The following is a 20,453-nucleotide window of genomic DNA, read 5'->3' as shown; positions in this document are numbered from 1 at the left end:
CGGCGGCGGGGCCGGGGCGGGCGGCGGTGGCGCCGCGGGCGGTGGCGGGGGTTCCGGCGCCGCCGGCGCCGGTGGCGGTGGCGGTGGCGGTGGTCGCGGTGGCGGTGACGGGGCCGGTGGGGACGGTTCCGGCGGGGGAGGGGGCTCGGGTGTGGGACTGGGGCTCGGTGAGCAGGTGTCACCGCCCGCTACGGCGACCACCGGGGCGGCGGTGCCCGGTCCTACGTGGGCTACGGCGCAGCTGTCGGCCGCCGCTGGCAGTGGGGCGGTCAGCAGCCAGCCGAGGGTGGCGGCCGACAGGAGCCGGGCGGCGAGGGTTCCGTACACGCGCAGGAGCATGATCGTTCAACGGTCACGGCACGTCCCGAAGCATCGTAATTCCCCCGATGGAAGGGTTTTCGGGCTCCTGCCGTTACCGCCGGCGGAGAAACTTTCCCGACGCGTTGAACGCGCGCCGCCCTCCCACCCGTACTTAGGGCCGTGAACGGCGCACCCGGTGTCGCCAAAATGCCTCAATAATACGGGAGTTGACATGAAGACCTGGCGGAACGCCTCGCTCGCGCTGTCCGCGGCGGCCGTGCTCGCGCTGACGACGGCGTGCGGTCAGGGGAAGGGTGACCAGGCCCCCGCCGGATCGGTCGGCGCCGCCGCACCGGCGGGCGCGCCCGCCGAGAACGGCGCCGGATACGGCTCGGGTTCCGGATACGGCTCCGGTGCCGGTTCCGGGGGGCAGGAGGCGGCCGCCACGCCGGCCGGCCAGCTCGCCATCTGGGACAGCAAGGAACTCGGCAAGGTCGTCACCGACAGCGAGGGCCTCACGCTCTACCGCTTCGACAAGGACACGCCGAACCCGCCCAAGTCCGCCTGCGAGGGCGACTGCGCGAAGGCCTGGCCCGTGGTGGCCGCCGACGGCGCCAAGCCCCCGGCCGGGGTGGACGCCTCCCTGATGGGCGAGGTCACCCGGGCCGACGGCACCAGGCAACTCACCATCGACGGCTGGCCGATGTACCGGTACGTCAAGGACGGCAAGCCGGGCGACGTCAAGGGCCAGGGCGTGGGCGGCACCTGGTTCGCGGCCGCGCCCGACGGTAAGAAGGCGGCCTTGGCGGGCGGCGGCGACGAGGGGGCCGCCGAGGACCAGGGTGCCGGTGACGAGGGCGCGGCCGAGGACCAGGGCGGCGGCGAGGGCGGGGGCTCCGCCGCCGACGCGGCAGGCCTGTCCGTCCGCAAGGACCCCAAGCTCGGCGAGATCGTCGTGGACAAGAACGGCATGACGGTCTACCGGTTCGAGAAGGACTCGGCATGGCCCATGAAGACCGACTGCACCGGCGAGTGCCTGGAGAAGTGGCCGGTCGTCGCACCCGTCGGGAAGGACGACACCGAGGGCATCTCCCTCAAGGGCTATGTCACCTTCAACCGGCCCGACGGCATCAAGCAGCAGACCATAGACTGCTGGCCCCTCTACACCTTCGCGGGCGACAAGAAGCCCGGCGACACCAACGGCCAGGGCGTCGGCGGCACTTGGTACGCCATCTCGCCGGCCGGAAAGATGGTCGGGGCGTCCCGGTAGAGTCCACGCCCGCCCCGCCCGGGGCCCGGCCCAGCGGGCCCGGCCACCTCGTCGGCCCGCCGTCCCACGCGCCCGCGTGTGCGGCGGGCTGGTCGTGCGGCCCGGCGTACCGACGGTGCGGTGCAAGCCGGCCGCAGGTAGGTACGTGCGCGTGCCGGTCGTACGGGCGGCCCGCACCGGCGTGCGGGCCGGTCGTACGGTCGGGCCGTACGTGCGCGCGGACCGGTCGTACCGGCGTTCGTGCGCGCGTGTGGACCGACTGATCGGGCGGTGGAAACCGCACGTGCCGGTGTCCAGTGACCAAGACGTGTGACCAAGAACGGATCGATAATTTCCGTTTCCCCTCGCTCTCCAGGCGGGCGATCAGTAGCCTCGGCTCGAACACCGGCCATGAACACGGCCGCATCCCGTGGCGACTTGTTGGAGACATCGATGGAGCGTCCCGCCTGGGCCCCGCCGGGCATCGACATTTCGGTGCCGAGCGTGTCCCGCGTCTACGACTACTACCTGGGCGGCTCGCACAACTTCGAAGTGGACCGGGAAGCGGCCCGCAAGGCCATGGAGTACCTGCCGGGACTCCCCAAGATCATGCAGGCCAACCGCGCCTTCATGCGCCGCGCGGTGCGCTACGCCGTGAGCGAGGGCATCACCCAGTTCCTCGACATCGGATCGGGCATCCCCACCTTCGGCAACGTGCACGAGGTCGCGCAGAGCGCCGCCCCCGGCGCCCGGGTCGTCTACGTCGATCACGACCCCGTCGCCGTCGCCCACAGCCGGGCGGTGCTGGAGGGCAACGACCACGCCGACGTCCTCGCCGCCGACCTGCGCAAGCCCCAGGACATCCTCACCGCGCCCGAGACCGGCGCCCTCCTCGACCTGGACCGGCCGGTCGCCCTGCTCCTCGTCGCCGTACTGCACTTCGTCCAGGACTGCGACGAACCGCACCGGGTGCTCGCCGAACTGCGCGACGCCCTCGCGCCCGGCAGCCTGCTGATCCTCACCCACGCCTCGTACGAGGGCATCCCGCTTCCCCAGGAGCGGGCGGGCGGCGCGGTCGCCGTCTACAAGGACATCCGCAACCCCCTGATCATGCGTTCACGCGAAGAGGTGACGCGCTTCTTCGACGGGTTCGACGTCCTGGAGCCGGGCGTGGTGCCGATGCCGCGCTGGCGGCCCGAGAACCCCGTCGACCAGGAGGATCCGTACGCCTTCTCGGGCTTCGCAGGGGTGGGGCGCAAGGCGTGAACATGCCGGCGCAGGCCCTTGGTTCCGCCGCGGAACCGGACGGCCTGGAGGACAGACTCCAGCGGTTCGCGACCATCTGGAGCCGGGCCGTGTTCCCCGTCACGGCCACGTCGCTGACCCGCCCCGAGATAGAGCGGCACCTGCTTCCCCTGGCCAGGGACCTGAGCGACGCCCTGCACGCGCGGCCCTTCGACCCGGCGCCCGCGTACCGCGTGGGCGCCGCCCTGGTGGCGGCCCACTGCACCGACCCGGACGCGCTCAGCCGCAGCCTCGGCGTGGTGGACTCGTACCTGGTGCTGTACTGCGGCGGCGGCGGGGAGGGCGCGGCGGCGGAGGAGCTCCGGGCACGCTGCGCCCGGCTCCAGCACGCGCTCGCGGCCGGCTTCGCCCAGGCGCTGCGCGAACGCACGCTCGCGGAGCAGGAGGCCATCGCCCGCTCGGCGCTCGTGGCCCGCACGTTCGCAGAACAGGCCCTGCACGCCACCGAGGCGCGCTTCCGGGCGGTGTTCGAAGGCGCGGCCCTGGGCATCGGCATCGCCGACCTCGAGGGCAACATCCTGGAGGTCAACGGCGCCCTCACCCGGATGTTCGGCGGCCTGGAGCACCACGTACGCGGCCGCAAGGTCAGCGAGTGGGTGCATCCCGAGGACGCCCCGCAGGTCTGGAAGCTCTACGGGGAGCTGGTCCGCGGAGAACGCGACCACTTCCAGGTCGAGAAGGCCTTCTACCGGGGCGACGGCACCGTCCTGTGGACCAACCTGACCGTCTCCCTGCTGCGGGACGCCGACGGCCACCCGCAGTACCAGTTGGCGCTGATGGAGGACACCACCGAGCGCAGGCTGCTCAACCTGCGGCTGCGGTACGAGGCGACGCACGACGCGCTGACCGGGCTGCCGAACAGGACCCTGTTCTTCGAACGGCTGGACAAGGTGCTGTCCTCGGGCGACGGCGTGCGCTTCGGGCTGTGCTACCTCGACCTCGACGGTTTCAAGGCCATCAACGACAGCCTCGGCCACGCGGCCGGCGACCGGCTGCTCGTCGAGGTGGCCGACCGGCTGCAGGGCGTCGCGACCCGGCCCGGCGAGATGGTGGCCCGCCTCGGCGGTGACGAGTTCGTCGCGCTCACCACCGGCACGGACACCGAGCAGCAGGCCGACGAGCTCGCCCACCGCATCCTCGGCGCCCTGGCCACGCCCGTCCGGCTGGACGGCCGCGAGCTGACCGTGCGGGGCAGCGTCGGCATCGTCGAGGGCCCCGCCGGGGAACGGGGGCCGGCGGAGGTGCTGCGCAGCGCGGACATCACCATGTACCGGGCCAAGGCGGCGGGCGGCAACCGGTTCGAGCGGGCGGATCCCGAGGCGGACGCCCGCGCCATCACGCGGCACGGCCTGACCACCGCGCTGCCCGCGGCGCTGGACCGGGGCGAGTTCTTCATCGAGTACCAGCCGCTGGTGCACCTCGACGACGGCAGCGTGCACGGCGCGGAGGCGCTGGTGCGCTGGTGCCACCCGCAGCACGGCGTACTCGGCCCCGACCGGTTCATCCCGCTCGCCGAGCACACCGGGCTGATCGTGCCCCTCGGCCGCTGGGTGCTCCAGGAAGCGGCGCGCCAGGCCCGGTTCTGGAACCGGAACCACGCCGACGGCGGCCCCCTGCGCATCAACGTCAACCTGTCGCCGACGCAGTTGCACCACCCGAACCTGGTCGCCGACACCGTCGACGTACTGGAGCGTTCGGGGCTGGACCCCGGCGCGCTCTGCCTGGAGGTGACCGAGTCCGCGTTGATCGGCGCCGACGAGGACCTGCTCAAGCCGCTGCGGCAACTGGCCGAGATGGGCGTGGACATAGCGCTGGACGACTTCGGCACGGGCTACTCCAACCTGGCCAACCTGCGCCGGCTGCCGGTCAGCGTGCTGAAACTGGACCGCTCCTTCACCCAGAGCATGCAGCAGCACCCGGTCGACCCGGTCGACCTCAAGATCGTCGAGGGAATCGTCTCCCTGGCGCACAGCCTGGAACTCACGGTGACGGTGGAGGGCGTGGAGACGGGCGCGCAGGCGGAACAACTGCGAGAGCTGGGCTGCGACACGGCCCAGGGCTGGTACTACGCCCGGCCCGGCGCCCCGGACCGTATCCACTCCCTGGTCCTGGCCGACGCGGTCTAGCCGACGGGGTCGGGCCGCCGCGGCCCGGCCGACGCGGCGTGGCGGACACGCCATGGCCGCCGATGCCCGGCCGACGCGGTCCAGCCGCCGTCCGGGCGGTTCCACGCGTGGTCCAGTCGCGTCCAGGCGCTGTCCGCGCGGTCCAGAGGCCGTACGGGCGGTCCGGGCGTCGTCCGGGCGCGGGCCGGGCGTGGGCCGGGCGTGGTCCAGTCCCGTCCGGGCGTCGTCCACACGTCGTCCAGGCGCCGTCCAGATGTCGTCCGGGCATGGTTCAGAGGTCGTCCGGGCGGCGCGCCAGCAGCAGTCGCTGCAGCTCCCGCGCCGCCCGCGGCGGCGCCACGTCGCTGCGGTGCGCCAGCCCGATCGTGCGGCGCAGCCCGGGCCTCGCCAGGGCGGTGACCCGCAGGTCGCTGCCCGCCCGGGCGGCGACCATCGCGGGCACCACCGCCATGCCCAGCCCCGCCCGTACGAACCCGAGCACCGCGTCCATCTCGCCGCCCTCCACCGTGAACGACGGCTCGAAGCCCTCCGCCCGGCATGCCGCGACGGTCAGGTCCCGCAGGTCGTAGCCGTGCCGGAACATCACCAGGGGCTCCCCCTCCAGATCCGCGAACCGCACCGGCCCGCGGGGTGCCGCGGCCGCCGCGGAGGAGACGACCACCAGGTCCTCGTGGAGCAGCTCCACGGTCGTCAGCGCCGGTGACGGGCTCGGCAGGGGCAGCACCACCAGAGCCAGGTCCAGGGACCCGCGCGCCAGCTCGCGGACGAGATCGTGGGAGCCGCTCTCCTCGATCAGCAGCCGGACGCCCGGGTGCAGGTCGTGGAAGGCGCGCAGCACATCGGGCAGCAGCCCCGTGCACAGACTCGGCGTCGCCCCCAGCCGCACCCGTCCGCGCCGCAGCTGGGCCAGCTCCTGCACCTCGTGGCGCGCGGTGTCGGCGTCCGCCAGGATGCGGCGGGCCAGCGGCAGCAGTGCCTCTCCCGCGTCGGTGAGCGCGATGTTGCCGCGCGCCCGGCTGAAGAGCTCGGCGCCCAGCTCCTTCTCCAGCGCCCTGATCTGCTGTGACAGCGACGGCTGGGAGACGTGGACGCGCTCGGCGGCCCGGGTGAAGTGCCGGGTCTCGGCCACGGCCACGAAGTACAGAAGCTGCTGGAACTGCATGACACCACCCTAGGCGCTCCATAGCGTTGGCCTATGGAGATCAGCCGGACCATGTCTTGGACCTCTGGCAGGGCGGCGCCTTAGCGTCGATGCCATGGCTCTGGCAACGCGGACGGATCGGAAACCGTCCCTCCCGCGCACGTTCTGGCGCTCGACGGTCGGCAAGAAGACGGTCATGGCCGTCAGCGGCCTCATCATGATCGCCTATCTCGTCGCGCATGTGATGGGCAACCTGAAGGTCTTCTTCGGCCCCGGCGAGTTCAACGCGTACGGTCACTGGCTGCGCACCATGGGCGAGCCCGTGCTGCACCACGAGTGGGGTCTGTGGATCGCCCGCGTCGTGCTGCTCACGGCCGTGATCGCCCATGGCGTCTCCGCGTACCAGCTCAGCAGGCGCGACATCAGGGCCCGCCCCACCGCCTACGTCCACAAGCGCCGCCGGGCCGGCTACGCCACGCGCACCATGCGCTGGGGCGGCGTGATCGTGGCGCTCTTCATCGTCTGGCACATCCTCGACCTGACGACCCTGACCGTGAATCCGAACGGCCAGGCGGGTCATCCGTACGAGAACGTCGTCGCCACCTTCTCCACCTGGTACGGCAACCTCATCTACATCGTCGCGATGCTCGCCGTCGGGCTGCACATCCGGCACGGCTTCTGGTCCGCCGCCCAGACCCTCGGCGTGGGCAACGCCACCCGCGACCGCGTGCTGAAGACCCTCGCCAACGTCCTCGCGCTGGCGCTGACCGCGGGTTTCGTCTCCGTACCCGTCGCCGTCATGATCGGAGTGGTGAGCTGACATGAGCTATCCGGATTACGAGATCGGCGCGCCGATCAGGGACGAGAAGGCGCCCGCCGGCCCCGTCGCCGAGCGCTGGGACAGGCGCCGCTTCGAGGCCAGGCTGGTCAACCCGGCCAACCGCCGCAAGCACACCGTCATCGTCGTCGGCACCGGACTCGCGGGCGGCGCGGCGGGCGCCACCCTGGCCGAACAGGGCTACCGCGTCGTCCAGTTCTGCTACCAGGACTCTCCCAGGCGCGCCCACTCCATCGCCGCGCAGGGCGGCATCAACGCCGCCAAGAACTACCGCAACGACGGCGACTCGGTCCACCGCCTCTTCTACGACACCGTCAAGGGCGGCGACTTCCGCGCCCGCGAGTCCAACGTGCACCGGCTCGCGCAGATCTCCGTCGAGATCATCGACCAGTGCGTGGCGCAGGGCGTGCCCTTCGCCCGTGAGTACGGCGGTCTCCTCGACACCCGTTCCTTCGGCGGCGTCCAGGTCTCCCGCACCTTCTACGCCCGCGGCCAGACGGGCCAGCAACTGCTGCTGGGCGCCTACCAGGCGTTGTCCCGCCAGATCGCGGCGGGGAACGTGGAGATGCACCCGCGCACCGAGATGCTCGACCTGATCGTGGTCGACGGGCGGGCGCGCGGCATCGTGGCCCGTGACCTGATCACCGGCGAGATCACCACCCACTTCGCGGACGCGGTCGTGCTGGCGTCCGGCGGTTACGGCAACGTCTTCTACCTGTCGACGAACGCCATGAACTCCAACGCCACCGCGATCTGGCGGGCGCACCGGCGCGGCGCGTACTTCGCCAACCCCTGCTTCACCCAGATCCACCCCACCTGCATCCCGCGCACCGGTGACCACCAGTCCAAGCTGACGCTGATGAGCGAGTCACTGCGCAACGACGGCCGCATCTGGGTGCCCAAGGCGCACGGCGACGAGCGGCCCCCGAACGAGATCCCGGAGGACGAGCGCGACTACTACCTGGAGCGGATCTACCCCTCCTTCGGCAACCTGGTACCGCGTGACATCGCCTCCCGCGCCGCCAAGAACGTCTGTGACGAGGGCCGTGGCGTCGGCCCCGGCGGGCAGGGCGTCTACCTGGACTTCGCCGACGCCATCCGCCGCATGGGCAGGGCGAAGGTGGAGGAGAAGTACGGCAACCTCTTCGACATGTACGAGCGGATCACCGCGGAGAACCCGTACGAGGTGCCGATGCGGATCTACCCGGCCGTGCACTACACGATGGGCGGCCTGTGGGTGGACTACGACCTCCAGACCACCGTCCCCGGCCTGTTCGCGATCGGTGAGGCCAACTTCTCCGACCACGGGGCCAACCGCCTCGGCGCGTCGGCGCTGATGCAGGGCCTGGCCGACGGGTACTTCGTCCTGCCGTCCACGATCAACGACTACCTCGCCCGCGCCCCGCGCACCGGGCCGGTCACCGACGACCACCCGGCGGTACGGGAGGCGGTCACCGGGACCCGGGACCGGCTCGCCCGGCTCCTGGCGGTCGACGGGGACCGTACCCCCGACTCCTTCCACCGCGAGATCGGCGAGCTGATGTGGGAGTTCTGCGGCATGGCCCGTACGGCGGACGGGCTGCGCGAGGCACTCGACCGGATCCCGCGGATCCGCGAGGAGTTCTGGCGCCGGATCAAGGTCCCGGGTACGGGGGCGGGGGGTCCCCCGGGGAAGCGCGGGGCAGGGCTCAACCAGTCGCTGGAGAAGGCCAACCGCGTCGTCGACTACCTGGAACTCGCCGAGCTGATGTGCCTCGACGCCCTGCACCGCTCCGAGTCCTGCGGCGGCCACTTCCGCGAGGAGTCCCAGACGCCCGACGGCGAGGCGGCCCGCAAGGACGAGGAGTTCGCGTACGCCGCCGCCTGGGAGTTCACCGGCGACGCCCCCGTCCTGCACAAGGAAGACCTCGTCTTCGAGTACGTCCATCCCACCCAGCGGAGCTACGCATGAGGCTCACCCTGCGCGTCTGGCGCCAGCAGAACGCCGACGCCCCCGGCGCCATGGCCACCTACGAGGTGGACGGCATCTCCAAGGACATGTCGTTCCTGGAGATGCTCGACACCCTCAACGAGGAGCTCATCCTCCGCGGCGAGGAGCCGGTCGCCTTCGACCACGACTGCCGCGAGGGCATCTGCGGGGCCTGCTCGCTCGTCATCAACGGCGACGCCCACGGGCCGGAGCGCACCACCAGCTGCCAGCTGCACATGCGTTCCTTCCGGGACGGGGACACCATCGACATCGAACCGTGGCGTGCCGCCGCCTTCCCGGTCGTCAAGGACCTGGTGGTGGACCGCTCCTCCTTCGACCGGATCATCCAGGCCGGCGGGTACATCAGCGCCCCCACCGGTTCCGCGCCGGAGGCGCACGCCACGCCCGTGCCCAAGGCGGACGCGGACTTCGCGTTCGAGCACGCCGAGTGCATCGGCTGCGGCGCCTGCGTGGCGGCCTGCCCCAACGGTTCGGCGATGCTCTTCACCTCGGCGAAGGTCAACCACCTCAATGTGCTGCCGCAGGGCGCGCCGGAACGGGAGACCCGCGTCCTGGACATGGTCCGCGTCATGGACGAGGAGGGCTTCGGCGGCTGCACGCTGACCGGCGAGTGCGCCACCGCCTGCCCGAAGGGCATCCCGCTGCCGTCGATCGCGGCGATGAACAAGGAGTGGCTGAGGGCGACCCGCAAGGCGCCGCGCCGCACCTGATTCAAGACAGTCTGCGGGCGGGAGCCCAACCATCCCCAACGCCCCGTAACGGGAGAATTTTCACAGAATTGTCATACACTCCGTAAATCTTCCGCTCCTGGATCTCTTCGAGGCTGCGAACAGCAAGATCAACTTCGTTCAACTCTGCACTTTATCTGATGAGTTGTCCGTATCGCGGCCAACCGGCCCCTGCGGAATTCCACCCTCCGAAATCCCCCGGTACCCATGGGCCGTGCCGGGGGTTACCGACCACACCCCCGGCGGTCCGACCACCGCACCACTCAGGGGGTTACCCATGTCCACCATCACCCGCCGCCGCGCGCTCGGCACCGCCGTGTCGGCCGCCGTCGGGCTCGCCGCCGGGCGAGCCCTCACGGCACCCGACCAGGCCGCGGCCACACCCGCCCGGGGCCCCGGGCCGGAGGCGTTCGACGAGATCTACCAGGGCCGCCGCATACAGGGAGGGCCCTCGGGCGGCGGCCACCACGACGGCGGCCACCACGGGGGCCACGGCGGCGACTACGCCGTACGTGTCGACGGTGCGGAACTCCACGTCATGCGGAACGCCGACGGCACCTGGATCAGTGTGATCAACCACTACGAGCCGCTCGGCACGCCCCGAGCCGTGGCGCGAGCCGCCGTCCGCGACCTGCAGGGCGCCTCGCTCGTTCCGCTCACCCTCGTCTGATCACGAACCGGAGCCGCACCACCATGACCGTACGCAAGAACCAGGCCCAGCTGACCGCCACCGAGAAGCGCGACTTCGTCAACGCGGTACTGGAGCTCAAGCGCACCGGCCGGTACGACACGTTCGTCACCACCCACAACGCCTTCATCATGAGCGACACCGACAACGGCGACCGGGTGGGCCACCGTTCGCCGTCCTTCCTGCCCTGGCACCGGCGGTACCTGCTGGAGTTCGAGCGGGCCCTCCAGGCCATCGACCCGTCCGTCGCGCTGCCCTACTGGGACTGGACCGTGGACCGCACGCCCCGCGCCTCCCTGTGGGCCCCCGACTTCCTCGGCGGCACCGGGCGCGCCCGTGACGGCCGGGTCATGGACGGGCCGTTCGCCCGTTCCGGCGACCGCTGGACCGTGTCCGTACGGGTCGACGGCCGCGACTTCCTGCGCCGCGCCCTCGGCGCCGGTGGCCGCGGGCTGCCCACCCGGGCGGAACTCGACGCGGTCCTCGCCATGGAGACGTACGACACGCCGCCCTGGAACAGCGCGTCCGACGGCTTCCGCAACCATCTGGAGGGCTGGCGCGGCGCCAACCTCCACAACCGCGTCCATGTGTGGGTCGGTGGTCAGATGGCGACCGGCGCGTCCCCGAACGACCCGGTCTTCTGGCTCCACCACGCCTTCATCGACAAGGTGTGGGCCGACTGGCAGGCCCGTCACCCCGGCTCCACCTACCTCCCGGCCGCCGGGACCGCCGACGTCGTCGACCTGAACGACAGCATGCGCCCGTGGAACGACGTCACCCCGGCCGACATGCTGGACCACACCCGCCACTACACCTACGACACGGCCGCCTGAGGAGCGTTCTGAGAAGTCGCCGAGCCGCCTCGGCCGGCCACCCCGGCCGGCCGGCCGGGCAGGCGGCAGGCGGACGGCCGGGGTGGTTCGGGCGCCCCGGTTCGGGCGCCTCGGCTCGGGCGCCCGAGCTCAGGCGCCGCGACTCCCGCGGAGCGTGCCCTTCCGCGGCCGGACGACGGCCGCCAGACACGACAGGGCACCGAAGAGGACGAAGACGGGCACGGCTCCGAAGTGACCGGTGAGGTTTCCCGAGAGGGGGGCGCCGACGGCTTGTCCCACGGAGATGAGGGCGAAGGACAGGGCGATGCCGGCGGAGGGCTGCTGCGGAAAGGCGTCGATGCTCCAGATGAGGTAGATCCCCGTCAGGAGGATGTAGCAGGCACCGAAGGCGGTACCCGAGGCCAGCACCAGGACGAGGCTGCCCGGTGCCAGGGCGAGTGTGGTGATCGCGGCGCCGAAGGCGGCCAGGCAGCAGCGCAGTGCCCAGGTGAGGCCGACGGTCCGTACCAGCCGTCCCGCCAGACCGCCCAGGAGCCCGGAGACGCCGATGACCATCCAGAAGACCATGGACGCGGTGTCGCCGAGATGTCCCCGGGAAACGACCAGGTCCCGGGAGAAGGTCCAGTAGACGGCGCTGACCAGGCCCATGGCGCCCGAGGAGGCCAACAGCGGGAGTGTGGTGCGGTTGACCCAGCGGCTGATACCGCCGTGCCGGCCGCGTACCGGCGGGGCGGCGGCGCGGTCGCGGCCCGGCAGCGCGGGGACGCACCAGACGGTGACCGCCAGGGCGGCCGCGGCGAAGGCGAACCAGGCGAGCCGCCAGTCGTCACCGATGAAGAGGGCGACGGGCCCGGAGACCAGGACGCCGATGCTCGTGCCGGAGTTGATCCAGGTGTTGGCGGCGCCCTGGTGGCGTTCGGCCACGCGCCTGTCCACGGCGTCCCCCATGGGCGGGGAGGCGAAGCCGGCACTGGTTCCGGCGATGAGGACGGCCACGGCCAGGACGGTGCCCGTCGGGGCGACCGCCACCAGGCACATTCCCGCCGTGCAGACCGTACCGGCGATGATCACGACGGTGCGCGGCCCCAGCCGGGGGCAGAGGACGCCGGAGGCGGCGATGGCCAGGCAGTAACCCACGTAGGAGCCGGCGCCGACGAGCCCGAGCAGGCCCGGCCCGAGATGGAACGTTTCCCGGAACTCGGGCAGGAACAGCCCGTAGCTGAACCGGGCCAGTCCGTAGCAGACAGCGATCATGGCCAGACCCGGCAGCACGAGCCGTACGCCAATGCCGGGCAGCAGGTCCCCGGCGGGCGGATGGGCGGGCGGGGTCGCGTCCCGCCCTCCGTCGCGTATGCGCTCGGTCGTCATGGCACCGCCTCACCGGGTGTCCCTGTCCTGTCCCGTACGACGTGTGCCCACGGCCGCGACTACACAAACCGGTATAGCTAGCGTGCGCACCTGCCGTCGATCAGGAGGCGAGCGGCCTCGCGTGCGCTGTCCAGGGCGTCGGGCAGCGCGCCGCTCACCGAGGCCGCGCACGCCCCCTCATGCAGGACCAGCAGCATCTCGGCGAGGCCTCCCGGATCGGTGGCGTCCGCGGCGTCGGCGGCCTCCCTTAGGCGGGCCAGCAGCCAGCTCTTCTGGCCGCGGGCGACCGCGTGGGCCGGGTGGGCCGGCGGCAGGTCGAGGCAGGCCCGGGCGAAGGCGCAGCCATACCGGTCGCCCGCTCGCTGCCAGGCGTCCAGGACCTCGAAAACCGCCTCCATCTGTGCTTTCGGATCACCGGTCCGGCTGTCGAGGAGGGCGCGCACATCCGCGCGCCACCGCTCGTCGCGCTCGCGGAGGTACGCGGTGATGAGCTCGTCCTTCGAGCCGAAGCGGTCGTAGAGGGTCTTCTTCGTCACGTCCGCCTCGGCGGCGATGGTCTCGACGCCCACGGCGTTGACCCCTCGCTCGTAGAAGAGCCGGGAGGCAGCGGCCAGAACCCGCCGGCCCGCCGGGGTCTGACCGGTCGCGGACTTCCCGCGCGCGGCGTCCGCCCGTCCCATCGATGTGCTCGTCGTCATAGTTCGACGGTAACCGTCCGGCCTTGTGAACAGCTATACCGGTATGGCTATTCGCCGCCGCACATTGGCTCGAAACGGGCGTGCCGGACCTCGGGGGCCGGGTAGTCGTGCCCAGCACGCCCAAGCAACCGGAGCACCACACGTGACGGAGGCTGACTGACGTTGCAGTCCGAGACGTATCTCGACCCCATGCGATTCATCGAAGGCGAGCGGCTCGCCGAACGCGCGGCTCTGCCCGCCGACGCCTACACCGACCCGGAGCAGTTCACCCGCGAGCAGCGGCGGATCTTCGCCGACTCATGGCTCTACGCGTGCGCGGCCCGCCAGGTCGCGGAGCCGGGGGACGCCGTCCCCGTGGAGGTCGCCGGCATGCCGGTCATCGTCACCAGGGACACCGGCGGTGAGCTGCGCGCCTTCCACAACGTCTGCTCCCACCGGGGCAGCAAGCTGCTGTGTGAGAGCAAGCGTGGCCGCAAATCCCTGGTCTGCGCCTACCACGCGTGGATCTACTCGCTCGACGGCCGGCTCATACGTTCGCAGCACTTCGCCGGTGTCGACCGCAGAGACCTTCCCGACCTTTCGGCGGAAGAGCTGGGGCTCAAACCCCTCGCGGTCGGGCAGTGGCTCGACTTCGTCTTCGTCCACCCCGACCCGGGGGCCACGCCCTTCACGCGCCACATCGCGCCCGTCGCCGAACGGTGGCAGGGATACGACCTGTCGTCGATGCGGCACGCGGCCTCCCTGCGCTACGACTTCCAGGCCAACTGGAAGCTCATCGTGGAGAACTTCCTGGAGAGTTACCACGTCCCTTTCATCCACCAGACGCTCAACACCTACTCGCCCTTCACGGAGCGCTACCAGATACGCCTCTCCGAGGACATCATCGGCATCGGCCAAGGGCTGTACGCTCCCGAACGCGACCGGGAGCACCTCCCGCGGTGGCCCACGACCGACGACAGCCTGCGGGCCGAGTACTACTCGCTCTTCCCGACCTTCCTCGTCGGCCTGATGCCCGACCATCTCTTCGCCTGGCACCTGGAACCCGTCTCGGCCGGCCGAACCGTCGAGCACCTCGACTTCTACTTCGCCGGCGACGAAGCCCTCGGACCCGCCTTCGACTCCCAGCGCAAGAGCACGCTGGAGAACTGGCGGCAGGTCAACGACGAGGACTTCGACATCGTCCAGCGCATGCAGGAGGGCTGCCACTCTCCCGCCTTCGAGCGCGCCGTCCTGTCCCGACGCATGGAACGCAACATCAACCAGTTCCAGTCACACGTCTCACGACTCACAGGAGAGGCCCGGCAACGGTGAACACCAGTCACGACGTCATTGCCCGCTCCCACCGGCTCGACGGAACGCCTGAGCAACTGACCGCCTACTACAGCTCATGGGCACCCACCTATGAGCGGGACGTGACCAATGTCCACTACGCGGGTCCCAGGATCATGGCGGAGATGTTCAGCCGCCTCAAACGCCAGTCGCCCGCCTCCGAGGTCACGGCACTGGACGCCGGCTGCGGAACCGGCCTGGTCGGGCGGCAGATCGCGGGCGACCGGACGATCACCCTCGACGGCCTCGACCTGAGCCACGAGATGGTCACGGAAGCCGCGAGGACAGGCGCCTACCGCCTGCTGACCAGCGGCGTCGACCTGAACCAAGGCCTCACCGAGATCGCCGCCCACACCTACGACATCACCGTGTGCTGCGGTGTCTTCACCCCGGGACACGTCCATCCCGTCGCCGTGGAAGGGCTTCTCCGGGTCACCCGCCCCGGTGGCCACGTCCTCCTGAGCACCCGGAAGCGCTACCTCAGCGAGACCGACTTCACCGAGCGGATCGAGTCCCTGTGCGCGGAGGGACGCACCGCGGTGGTGGAACACCACGCCGACCGCCCCTACACCACCGACGAACCCGCCGACTACTGGGTGCTGGCCGTGCCCTGAGCCGGCCGTCCGCCACATGCCCGTCCGCCCCCTCCTCGCCGGCCGGCCGGAGCGCTCCGGCCCACCGGCGACACGGCGCGGTGCGGCCGACGGCCGCACCCGCCGTCCGGGCCGGGGGTGGTGGCGCCGGTGGCGACGCTCCGGCCGCCTTCGTCGCCACCGCCCCGGCCCGGGGCGGGCACCCGCCCGCGCCGGGCGCCCCGTCCATTCCGCGCCCCCGTCCATTCGGGGCCCCCGTCCATGCCGTGCTCGACGGCCACCGCCGAACCCACCGCGGGCGCCGGGCGGCCCGGTGACCGTCGGTCTAGGCGTTCGCGCCGGTCAGGCCTGTGACGCGGGCGAGCCGACGGAACGAGTCCAGCAGTGCCGCGCGGTCGTACGTGCTCGTCGTCACCAGGACCTCGTCGGCGGCCGTCTCCCTGACCGCCTCCTCCAGCGCGTCCCGCACCCGCTCCTCGGTGCCGTGGATGTGACCGCGCAGCCCCGCCTCGTAGAACTCCCGCTGCCGGGGCGTCATCGACAGGCTCTCGATGCGCTCCGGCGGCAGCAGCGGCGGGAAGACGCCCTGGGTACGCGAGTACGCCAGCGACCACGCCTCCGGCATCAGCAGCCGCGCCGCTTCCTCCTCGGTCGCGGCGACCGCGACGGTGCCCGCAACGATCACGTACGGTTCCTCGGCCCAGACGGAGGGGCGGAAGTCCGCGCGATAGCGCTCGATCGCGGCCACCACCTTCGACCGGCCCTTCAGGTCACCCATCACCAGCGGCAGGCCCGCCGCGGCGGCGACCGCCGCGCCCTCCCCGGTGGCCAGGACGTACGGCGGCACCCGCAGCCCCTCGGAAGGGCGCGCGCGTACCTGCGGATGTGCCCGCCGCGCACCCGTGAACCAGCCCAGCAGCTCGTCCAGCTGCCCCGCGAAGTCGTCGGCGTCCTTCTTGTCGCGGCCCAGCGCCCGCCGTATCCCGTCCGTGAAACCCACCGAACGGCCCACCCCCATGTCGATCCGCCCGGGGAAGAGGGACTCCAGCACGCCGAACTGCTCGGCCACCACCAGAGGTTGATGGTTGGGCAGCATCACACCGCCCGTGCCCACCCGGATCGTGCTGGTCGCGGCGGCGACGGCGGCCGCCAGCACGGCCGGCGCCGAGCCCGCCACGCCCGGAACGCCGTGGTGCTCCGACACCCAGAACCGGTGGTAGCCGAGCCCCTCCAGCTCCCGTGCGAGGGACACGGTGGCCCGCAGGGCCACCCCGCCGTCCTCCCCCTCGCGGGTGCGGGAGCGGTCCAGTACCGACAGACGTGTCGCAGCGATCGATGAGCTCACGCCCTGGTGCAACGCCTGCGCCCCGTGAGGATTCCCTACGCTGGGGACCGTGACACGAAACAGCAGGCCACTGGCCGTCTTCGACCTGGACAACACGCTGTCCGACACCCGGCACCGGCAGCGGTTCCTGGAAGGCCGCCCACGCGACTGGGACGCCTTCTTCGCCGCCGCCCCGCAGGACCCGCCGCTCGCGCGGGGCGTGGCGCTGTGCCTGGAGACGGCGGGGGAGTGCGACGTGGTGTACCTCACCGGCCGCCCCGAAAGGTGCCGCCGTGACACGGTCGCGTGGCTGGCCGGACACGGCCTGCCCGACGGTCCGCTCCACATGCGGCGCGATCAAGACCGCCGGCCGGCCCGGGTCACCAAGCTGGAGATCCTGCGCCGCCTCTCCCGGACCCGCGAGGTCCGCGTGCTCGTCGACGACGACGAGCTGGTCTGCGACGCCGCCGAGCGGGCCGGCTTCCGGGTCGTACGCGCCCGCTGGGCGGAGAGCTCCGAGGCTCTGACGGAGGCCCAGGAGAAGGAGGGCCGTACCTGAGCGGGAGCCTCCGGATCAGCTGGTGCCGCTCGTGCCGTCGCTACCCTCGGTGGCCGCCTCCAGACGGAAGCCGACCTTCATCCCGACCTGGTAGTGGGCGATCCGCCCGTCCTCGATGTGTCCCCTGACCTGCGTCACCTCGAACCAGTCCAGGTTGCGCAGCGTCTCGGAGGCGCGCGCGATGCCGTTGCGCATCGCGTCGTCCACGCCCTCGTGCGAGGTGCCGACGATCTCGGTGACGCGGTAGGTGTGGTGCGACATGGGGGTCTCCTCGTTCGCCCGGTCCTCATCGTCCGGTGGTGCGTCCTTCCACGGTGCACCACCTCGCCGGGGTCCGCGCGGCATGCGGGGGCAGGGGCGTGGTGTGGCCTCCCCCTTGACCCGCCACTTGGTCCATACCAAAATCCAGCCATCACGCCCGCGGCGAACCCGCTTCGCTTCCCCCCACGTCGGGTCCACTGTCCCTGCACACGCAAAAGGTGACCCCCGTGACCTACGTGAAGAAGCGCTTGCCCGCCTGGACCTGCGCGCTCGTCGCCGTGGCCGTGCCCAATCTGGCCGGATGCGGCGTCCTGCCCGGCGGCGACGGGGCGGAGGGCACCCGCACGGTGTCGGTGTGGCTGATGAAGGGCAGCGTGTCCGACGACTTCCTGGAGCGGTTCACCACCGCGTACGAGAAGGACCACCCCGGCGTCGCGCTCGATGTCACCTTCCAGGAGTGGACCGGCATCGGCAAGAAGGTCACGGCGGCGCTGGAGAGCGAGGACGCCCCCGATGTCATCGAGGTCGGCAACACCCAGGTCGCCCAGTACGCCGAGACCGAGCTGCTGCACGACCTGACGCTCGAATCGGTGCGGGACCTCGGCTACGAGGAGTGGCTCCCCGGCCTCGCCGAACCCGGCAAGGTCCGCGGTGCGCAGTACGGGATCCCCTGGTACGCCGCCAACCGCGTCGTCATCTACAACAAGGACCTGTTCGAACGGGCCGGGATCGACTCCCCGCCCAGGACCCGTGAGCAGTGGCTGGAGGACACCGAGAAGCTCGACGAGGGGCCCGGCGGCACGCAGGGCATCTACCTCGCCGGCCAGGACTGGTACACCCTCGCCGGTTTCGTCTGGGACGAGGGCGGCGAGCTCGCGGTGGAGAAGGACGGGAAGTGGACCGGCGCCCTGGACAGCCCCGCCGCCCTGCGCGGCATGGCCGTCTACAAGGAGCTCCAGGCGCTCGGCGAGGGCCCCAGGAACGCCGACGAGGAGAACCCGCCCCAGGCCGATGTCTTCGCCGGGGGCGACGTGGCACAGATCATCGCGCCGCCGAGCGCCGCGGCCGCCGTCCAGGAACGGAACCCCGCCCTCAAGGACAAGCTCGGGTTCTTCCCGATCCCGGGCCGGACCGCCGACAAGCCGTGCGCGGTCTTCACCGGCGGCTCCGACCTGATCATCCCGCGCAACTCCGGCGACCGGGACGCCGCCATGGGCGTCGTCGCGGCGCTGGCCGGCGAGAAGTGGCAGACCGACCTCGCCCGCACCATGAACTACGTCCCCAACAAGTCGACGCTGGCCGCCGCGGTCCGTGGCCAGGAGGCCACCGCGGCGATGGCGGCCGGCGCGGCGCGCGGCCGGGCGACCCCCAACTCACCGGAATGGGCGGCCGTCGAGGCGGCCAACCCGATCAAGCCCTACATGACGGCGGTCCTGGAGGGCGAGTCCCCGCAACGCGAGGCGAAGGCGGCCTCGGCCCGGATCACCGCCATCCTGAGCGGTGATCGGTAACGCGTCCGCCCCCTCGCGCCACCGTCGACAACCGGCCGGCGGCCGGGTTCAGTTGGCGCACCGCCGACCATCACCCGGTGGCCCGGTGGCCCGGTGGCCCGGTGGCCCGGTGGCCCGGTGGCCCGGTGGCCCGGTGGCCCGGTGGCCCGGTGGCCCGGTGGCCCGGTGGGGTGCTACGGCGGTGCGGCCGCCGTGGTCCAGTGCGGCGGTGTGGTTGACCGTGGCCCGGTGGCCCGGTGCGGTCGGTGCGGTCGGCGTTGGCCCGGTGTGGCGGTGGGGCGGACCGGCGGTGTGGTTGGCCGGGCTCGGTGGGGGCGGTGAGGGGGGCGACCGTGACCCGGTGGGGCGGGGTCGCCGGGCTCGGTAGGGCGGTGTGGCGGCCCCGCGGTGCGGTCGGCCGTGGTCCGGTGCGGTGCTGGGGTGGGGCGGGGGCTCGGCGGGGCTCGCCACGGTGGCGGTGACCGGCTGGGCCCCACGGCCCGAGCGACCGGCGAGGGCCCGGTGCGGTCGGGGCTGCCGCCGCACCCGTCGTATCCGGCGCACCCGCCGCGCCCCGCGGCCGTCACGTGCGCCCGGCGTCCCCCGGCGGCGGCCCCGTGCCGCTGTGTCATCGACGGCGACCGGCCACCGTACGTACCTCCGGGCGCCGCGCGGGAGGAGGCTTCGTACCCGCGTACCGGGCATTCAGCCGCCGCACATCCATGCTCCGCCGCCCGGTCATGTCGAATCCAGCCGGCCACGGAAGAAGTAAGGGGCCGGGCCGGCGCAGCCGCGGTCCGGGTCCTTCCCTCCGGCACTGGAGACGACCATGCCCGCATCCCCCGCCGCCCTCGCCCACGCCCCGGCCGGCCCCGCCGCACCGCAGCCCCGCTACGTCGTCGCCCTCGCCCGGGAGCAGGAGGAGGTACGGGCCGCCCAGCGGTTGCGCCACCAGGTCTTCGCCGGAGAGCTCGGAGCCCACCTCGACGGGCCGGAACCGGGCCTGGACGGCGACGCGTTCGACGCCTACTGCGACCACCTCCTGGTACGGGAGGAGGTCACCGGCGACATCGTCGGCACCTACCGCCTGCTCCCTCCCGACCGGGCCCGCGTCGCCGGCCGGCTCTACTCGGAGGGCGAGTTCGACCTCACCCGCCTCGCCCCCCTCCGCGACGACCTCGTCGAGGTCGGCCGCTCCTGCGTCCACCCCGCCCACCGCAACGGTGCCGTCATCTCCCTCATCTGGGCCGGTATCGCCCGCTACATGACCAGGACCGGCCACACCTGGCTGGCGGGATGCTGCTCCCTCCCACTCGCCGACGGCGGCACGCTCGCCGCCGCCACCTGGGACACGGTGAAGGCCAGGCACCTGGCTCCCGAGGAGTACTGGGTCACCCCGCACCGGCTCTGGTCCGCCGACGGCGTCACCCGGCCCGCCGGCCGCACCGAGCTGCCGCCGCTGCTCCGCGGCTACCTCCGCCTCGGCGCCTGGGTCTGCGGGGCGCCCGCCCACGACACCGACTTCGGCGTCGCCGACCTGTACGTCCTGCTGTCGCTGCGCCGCGTCGACCCGCGCTACCTGCGCCACTTCCACTCCCTCGCGCCCACCCGGTGAGCGGATCCCCGCCCGGAT

Annotated in this window: 18 protein-coding genes; 13 read left to right on the top strand and 5 right to left on the bottom strand. The window is 72.1% G+C overall.

Annotated features, from left to right (window positions below; genetic code table 11):
* Window positions 1–532: 532 nt before the first annotated feature.
* The 3 genes from ABD347_RS17650 to ABD347_RS17640 all read left to right on the top strand — a co-directional run bounded on the left by ABD347_RS17650 (window position 533) and on the right by ABD347_RS17640 (window position 4,980).
* A complete protein-coding gene (locus ABD347_RS17650) occupies window positions 533–1,570 on the top strand; it encodes an SCO0930 family lipoprotein (protein WP_344362190.1) in 1,038 nt (345 codons plus the stop codon).
* Window positions 1,571–2,002: 432 nt separating this feature from the next.
* Window positions 2,003–2,815, top strand: coding sequence for an SAM-dependent methyltransferase (locus ABD347_RS17645; protein ID WP_344362188.1), 813 nt, complete (start codon window positions 2,003–2,005; stop codon window positions 2,813–2,815).
* Entirely contained in the window at window positions 2,812–4,980 is a 2,169-nt protein-coding gene (locus ABD347_RS17640; protein ID WP_344362186.1) for a putative bifunctional diguanylate cyclase/phosphodiesterase, read from the top strand. Before ABD347_RS17645 ends, ABD347_RS17640 begins: the two co-directional genes overlap by 4 nt.
* A 271-nt stretch (window positions 4,981–5,251) precedes the next feature.
* On the opposite strand, the gene ABD347_RS17635 is transcribed toward ABD347_RS17640, so the two are convergent.
* On the bottom strand, window positions 5,252–6,142 hold the full coding sequence (locus ABD347_RS17635) for a LysR family transcriptional regulator (protein WP_344362184.1): 891 nt from the start codon (window positions 6,140–6,142) through the stop codon (window positions 5,252–5,254).
* A gap of 94 nt (window positions 6,143–6,236) precedes the next feature.
* Here ABD347_RS17635 and ABD347_RS17630 point away from each other — a divergent pair, with 94 nt between their 5' ends.
* The 5 genes from ABD347_RS17630 to melC2 all read left to right on the top strand — a co-directional run bounded on the left by ABD347_RS17630 (window position 6,237) and on the right by melC2 (window position 11,198).
* Window positions 6,237–6,941 (top strand): succinate dehydrogenase cytochrome b subunit, encoded by a 705-nt coding sequence (locus ABD347_RS17630; RefSeq protein WP_344362182.1) that lies wholly within the window; start codon window positions 6,237–6,239, stop codon window positions 6,939–6,941.
* Window position 6,942: 1 nt separating this feature from the next.
* A complete protein-coding gene (locus ABD347_RS17625) occupies window positions 6,943–8,910 on the top strand; it encodes a fumarate reductase/succinate dehydrogenase flavoprotein subunit (protein WP_344362180.1) in 1,968 nt (655 codons plus the stop codon).
* Entirely contained in the window at window positions 8,907–9,659 is a 753-nt protein-coding gene (locus tag ABD347_RS17620) for a succinate dehydrogenase/fumarate reductase iron-sulfur subunit (protein WP_344362177.1), read from the top strand. Before ABD347_RS17625 ends, ABD347_RS17620 begins: the two co-directional genes overlap by 4 nt.
* A gap of 295 nt (window positions 9,660–9,954) precedes the next feature.
* Window positions 9,955–10,347, top strand: a complete 393-nt coding sequence (gene melC1 / locus ABD347_RS17615) for an apotyrosinase chaperone MelC1 (RefSeq protein ID WP_344362174.1) — start codon at window positions 9,955–9,957, stop codon at window positions 10,345–10,347.
* 23 nt (window positions 10,348–10,370) lie between these two features.
* The gene (melC2, locus tag ABD347_RS17610) at window positions 10,371–11,198 is read left to right on the top strand and encodes a tyrosinase MelC2 (protein WP_344362172.1); all 828 of its coding nucleotides are present in this window, start codon (window positions 10,371–10,373) and stop codon (window positions 11,196–11,198) included.
* A 129-nt stretch (window positions 11,199–11,327) separates the two neighbouring features.
* Here the strand turns inward: melC2 and ABD347_RS17605 are convergent, their stop codons facing one another.
* Complete coding sequence (locus ABD347_RS17605) at window positions 11,328–12,566, bottom strand: MFS transporter (RefSeq protein WP_344362170.1); 1,239 nt, start codon at window positions 12,564–12,566, stop codon at window positions 11,328–11,330.
* Window positions 12,567–12,643: 77 nt separating this feature from the next.
* Window positions 12,644–13,264 carry a TetR/AcrR family transcriptional regulator gene (locus ABD347_RS17600; protein ID WP_344362167.1) on the bottom strand — a complete coding sequence of 207 codons (621 nt, stop codon included), beginning with the start codon at window positions 13,262–13,264 and terminating at the stop codon, window positions 12,644–12,646.
* Window positions 13,265–13,453: 189 nt separating this feature from the next.
* Between ABD347_RS17600 and ABD347_RS17595 the strand changes: the two genes are divergently transcribed.
* Complete coding sequence (locus tag ABD347_RS17595; RefSeq protein WP_344362166.1) at window positions 13,454–14,575, top strand: aromatic ring-hydroxylating oxygenase subunit alpha; 1,122 nt, start codon at window positions 13,454–13,456, stop codon at window positions 14,573–14,575.
* The gene (locus ABD347_RS17590; protein WP_344362164.1) at window positions 14,572–15,207 is read left to right on the top strand and encodes a class I SAM-dependent DNA methyltransferase; all 636 of its coding nucleotides are present in this window, start codon (window positions 14,572–14,574) and stop codon (window positions 15,205–15,207) included. The genes ABD347_RS17595 and ABD347_RS17590 overlap by 4 nt, the downstream gene beginning before the upstream one ends.
* A 304-nt stretch (window positions 15,208–15,511) precedes the next feature.
* Here the strand turns inward: ABD347_RS17590 and ABD347_RS17585 are convergent, their stop codons facing one another.
* Entirely contained in the window at window positions 15,512–16,531 is a 1,020-nt protein-coding gene (locus tag ABD347_RS17585; protein ID WP_344362160.1) for an MsnO8 family LLM class oxidoreductase, read from the bottom strand.
* Between the two features lie 49 nt (window positions 16,532–16,580).
* Here ABD347_RS17585 and ABD347_RS17580 point away from each other — a divergent pair, with 49 nt between their 5' ends.
* Window positions 16,581–17,069 carry a phosphatase domain-containing protein gene (locus tag ABD347_RS17580; RefSeq protein WP_344362157.1) on the top strand — a complete coding sequence of 163 codons (489 nt, stop codon included), beginning with the start codon at window positions 16,581–16,583 and terminating at the stop codon, window positions 17,067–17,069.
* A 15-nt stretch (window positions 17,070–17,084) separates the two neighbouring features.
* On the opposite strand, the gene ABD347_RS17575 is transcribed toward ABD347_RS17580, so the two are convergent.
* Window positions 17,085–17,330, bottom strand: coding sequence for a dodecin (locus tag ABD347_RS17575; protein WP_344362154.1), 246 nt, complete (start codon window positions 17,328–17,330; stop codon window positions 17,085–17,087).
* Window positions 17,331–17,566: 236 nt separating this feature from the next.
* On the opposite strand from ABD347_RS17575, the gene ABD347_RS17570 reads away from it, so the two are divergent.
* Entirely contained in the window at window positions 17,567–18,841 is a 1,275-nt protein-coding gene (locus ABD347_RS17570) for an extracellular solute-binding protein (RefSeq protein ID WP_344362418.1), read from the top strand.
* 808 nt (window positions 18,842–19,649) lie between these two features.
* Window positions 19,650–20,435: a GNAT family N-acetyltransferase gene (locus tag ABD347_RS17565; RefSeq protein ID WP_344362153.1), complete on the top strand. Its 786-nt coding sequence runs from the start codon at window positions 19,650–19,652 to the stop codon at window positions 20,433–20,435.
* The last annotated feature ends 18 nt before the right edge of the window (window positions 20,436–20,453 follow it).

This window comes from Streptomyces gobitricini (assembly GCF_039532985.1).
In the GTDB taxonomy this organism is placed as follows: Bacteria; Actinomycetota; Actinomycetes; order Streptomycetales; family Streptomycetaceae; genus Streptomyces; species Streptomyces gobitricini.
Note: the sequence above shows the minus strand (reverse complement) of the source record. Positions and strands in the feature narration are given on the sequence as shown.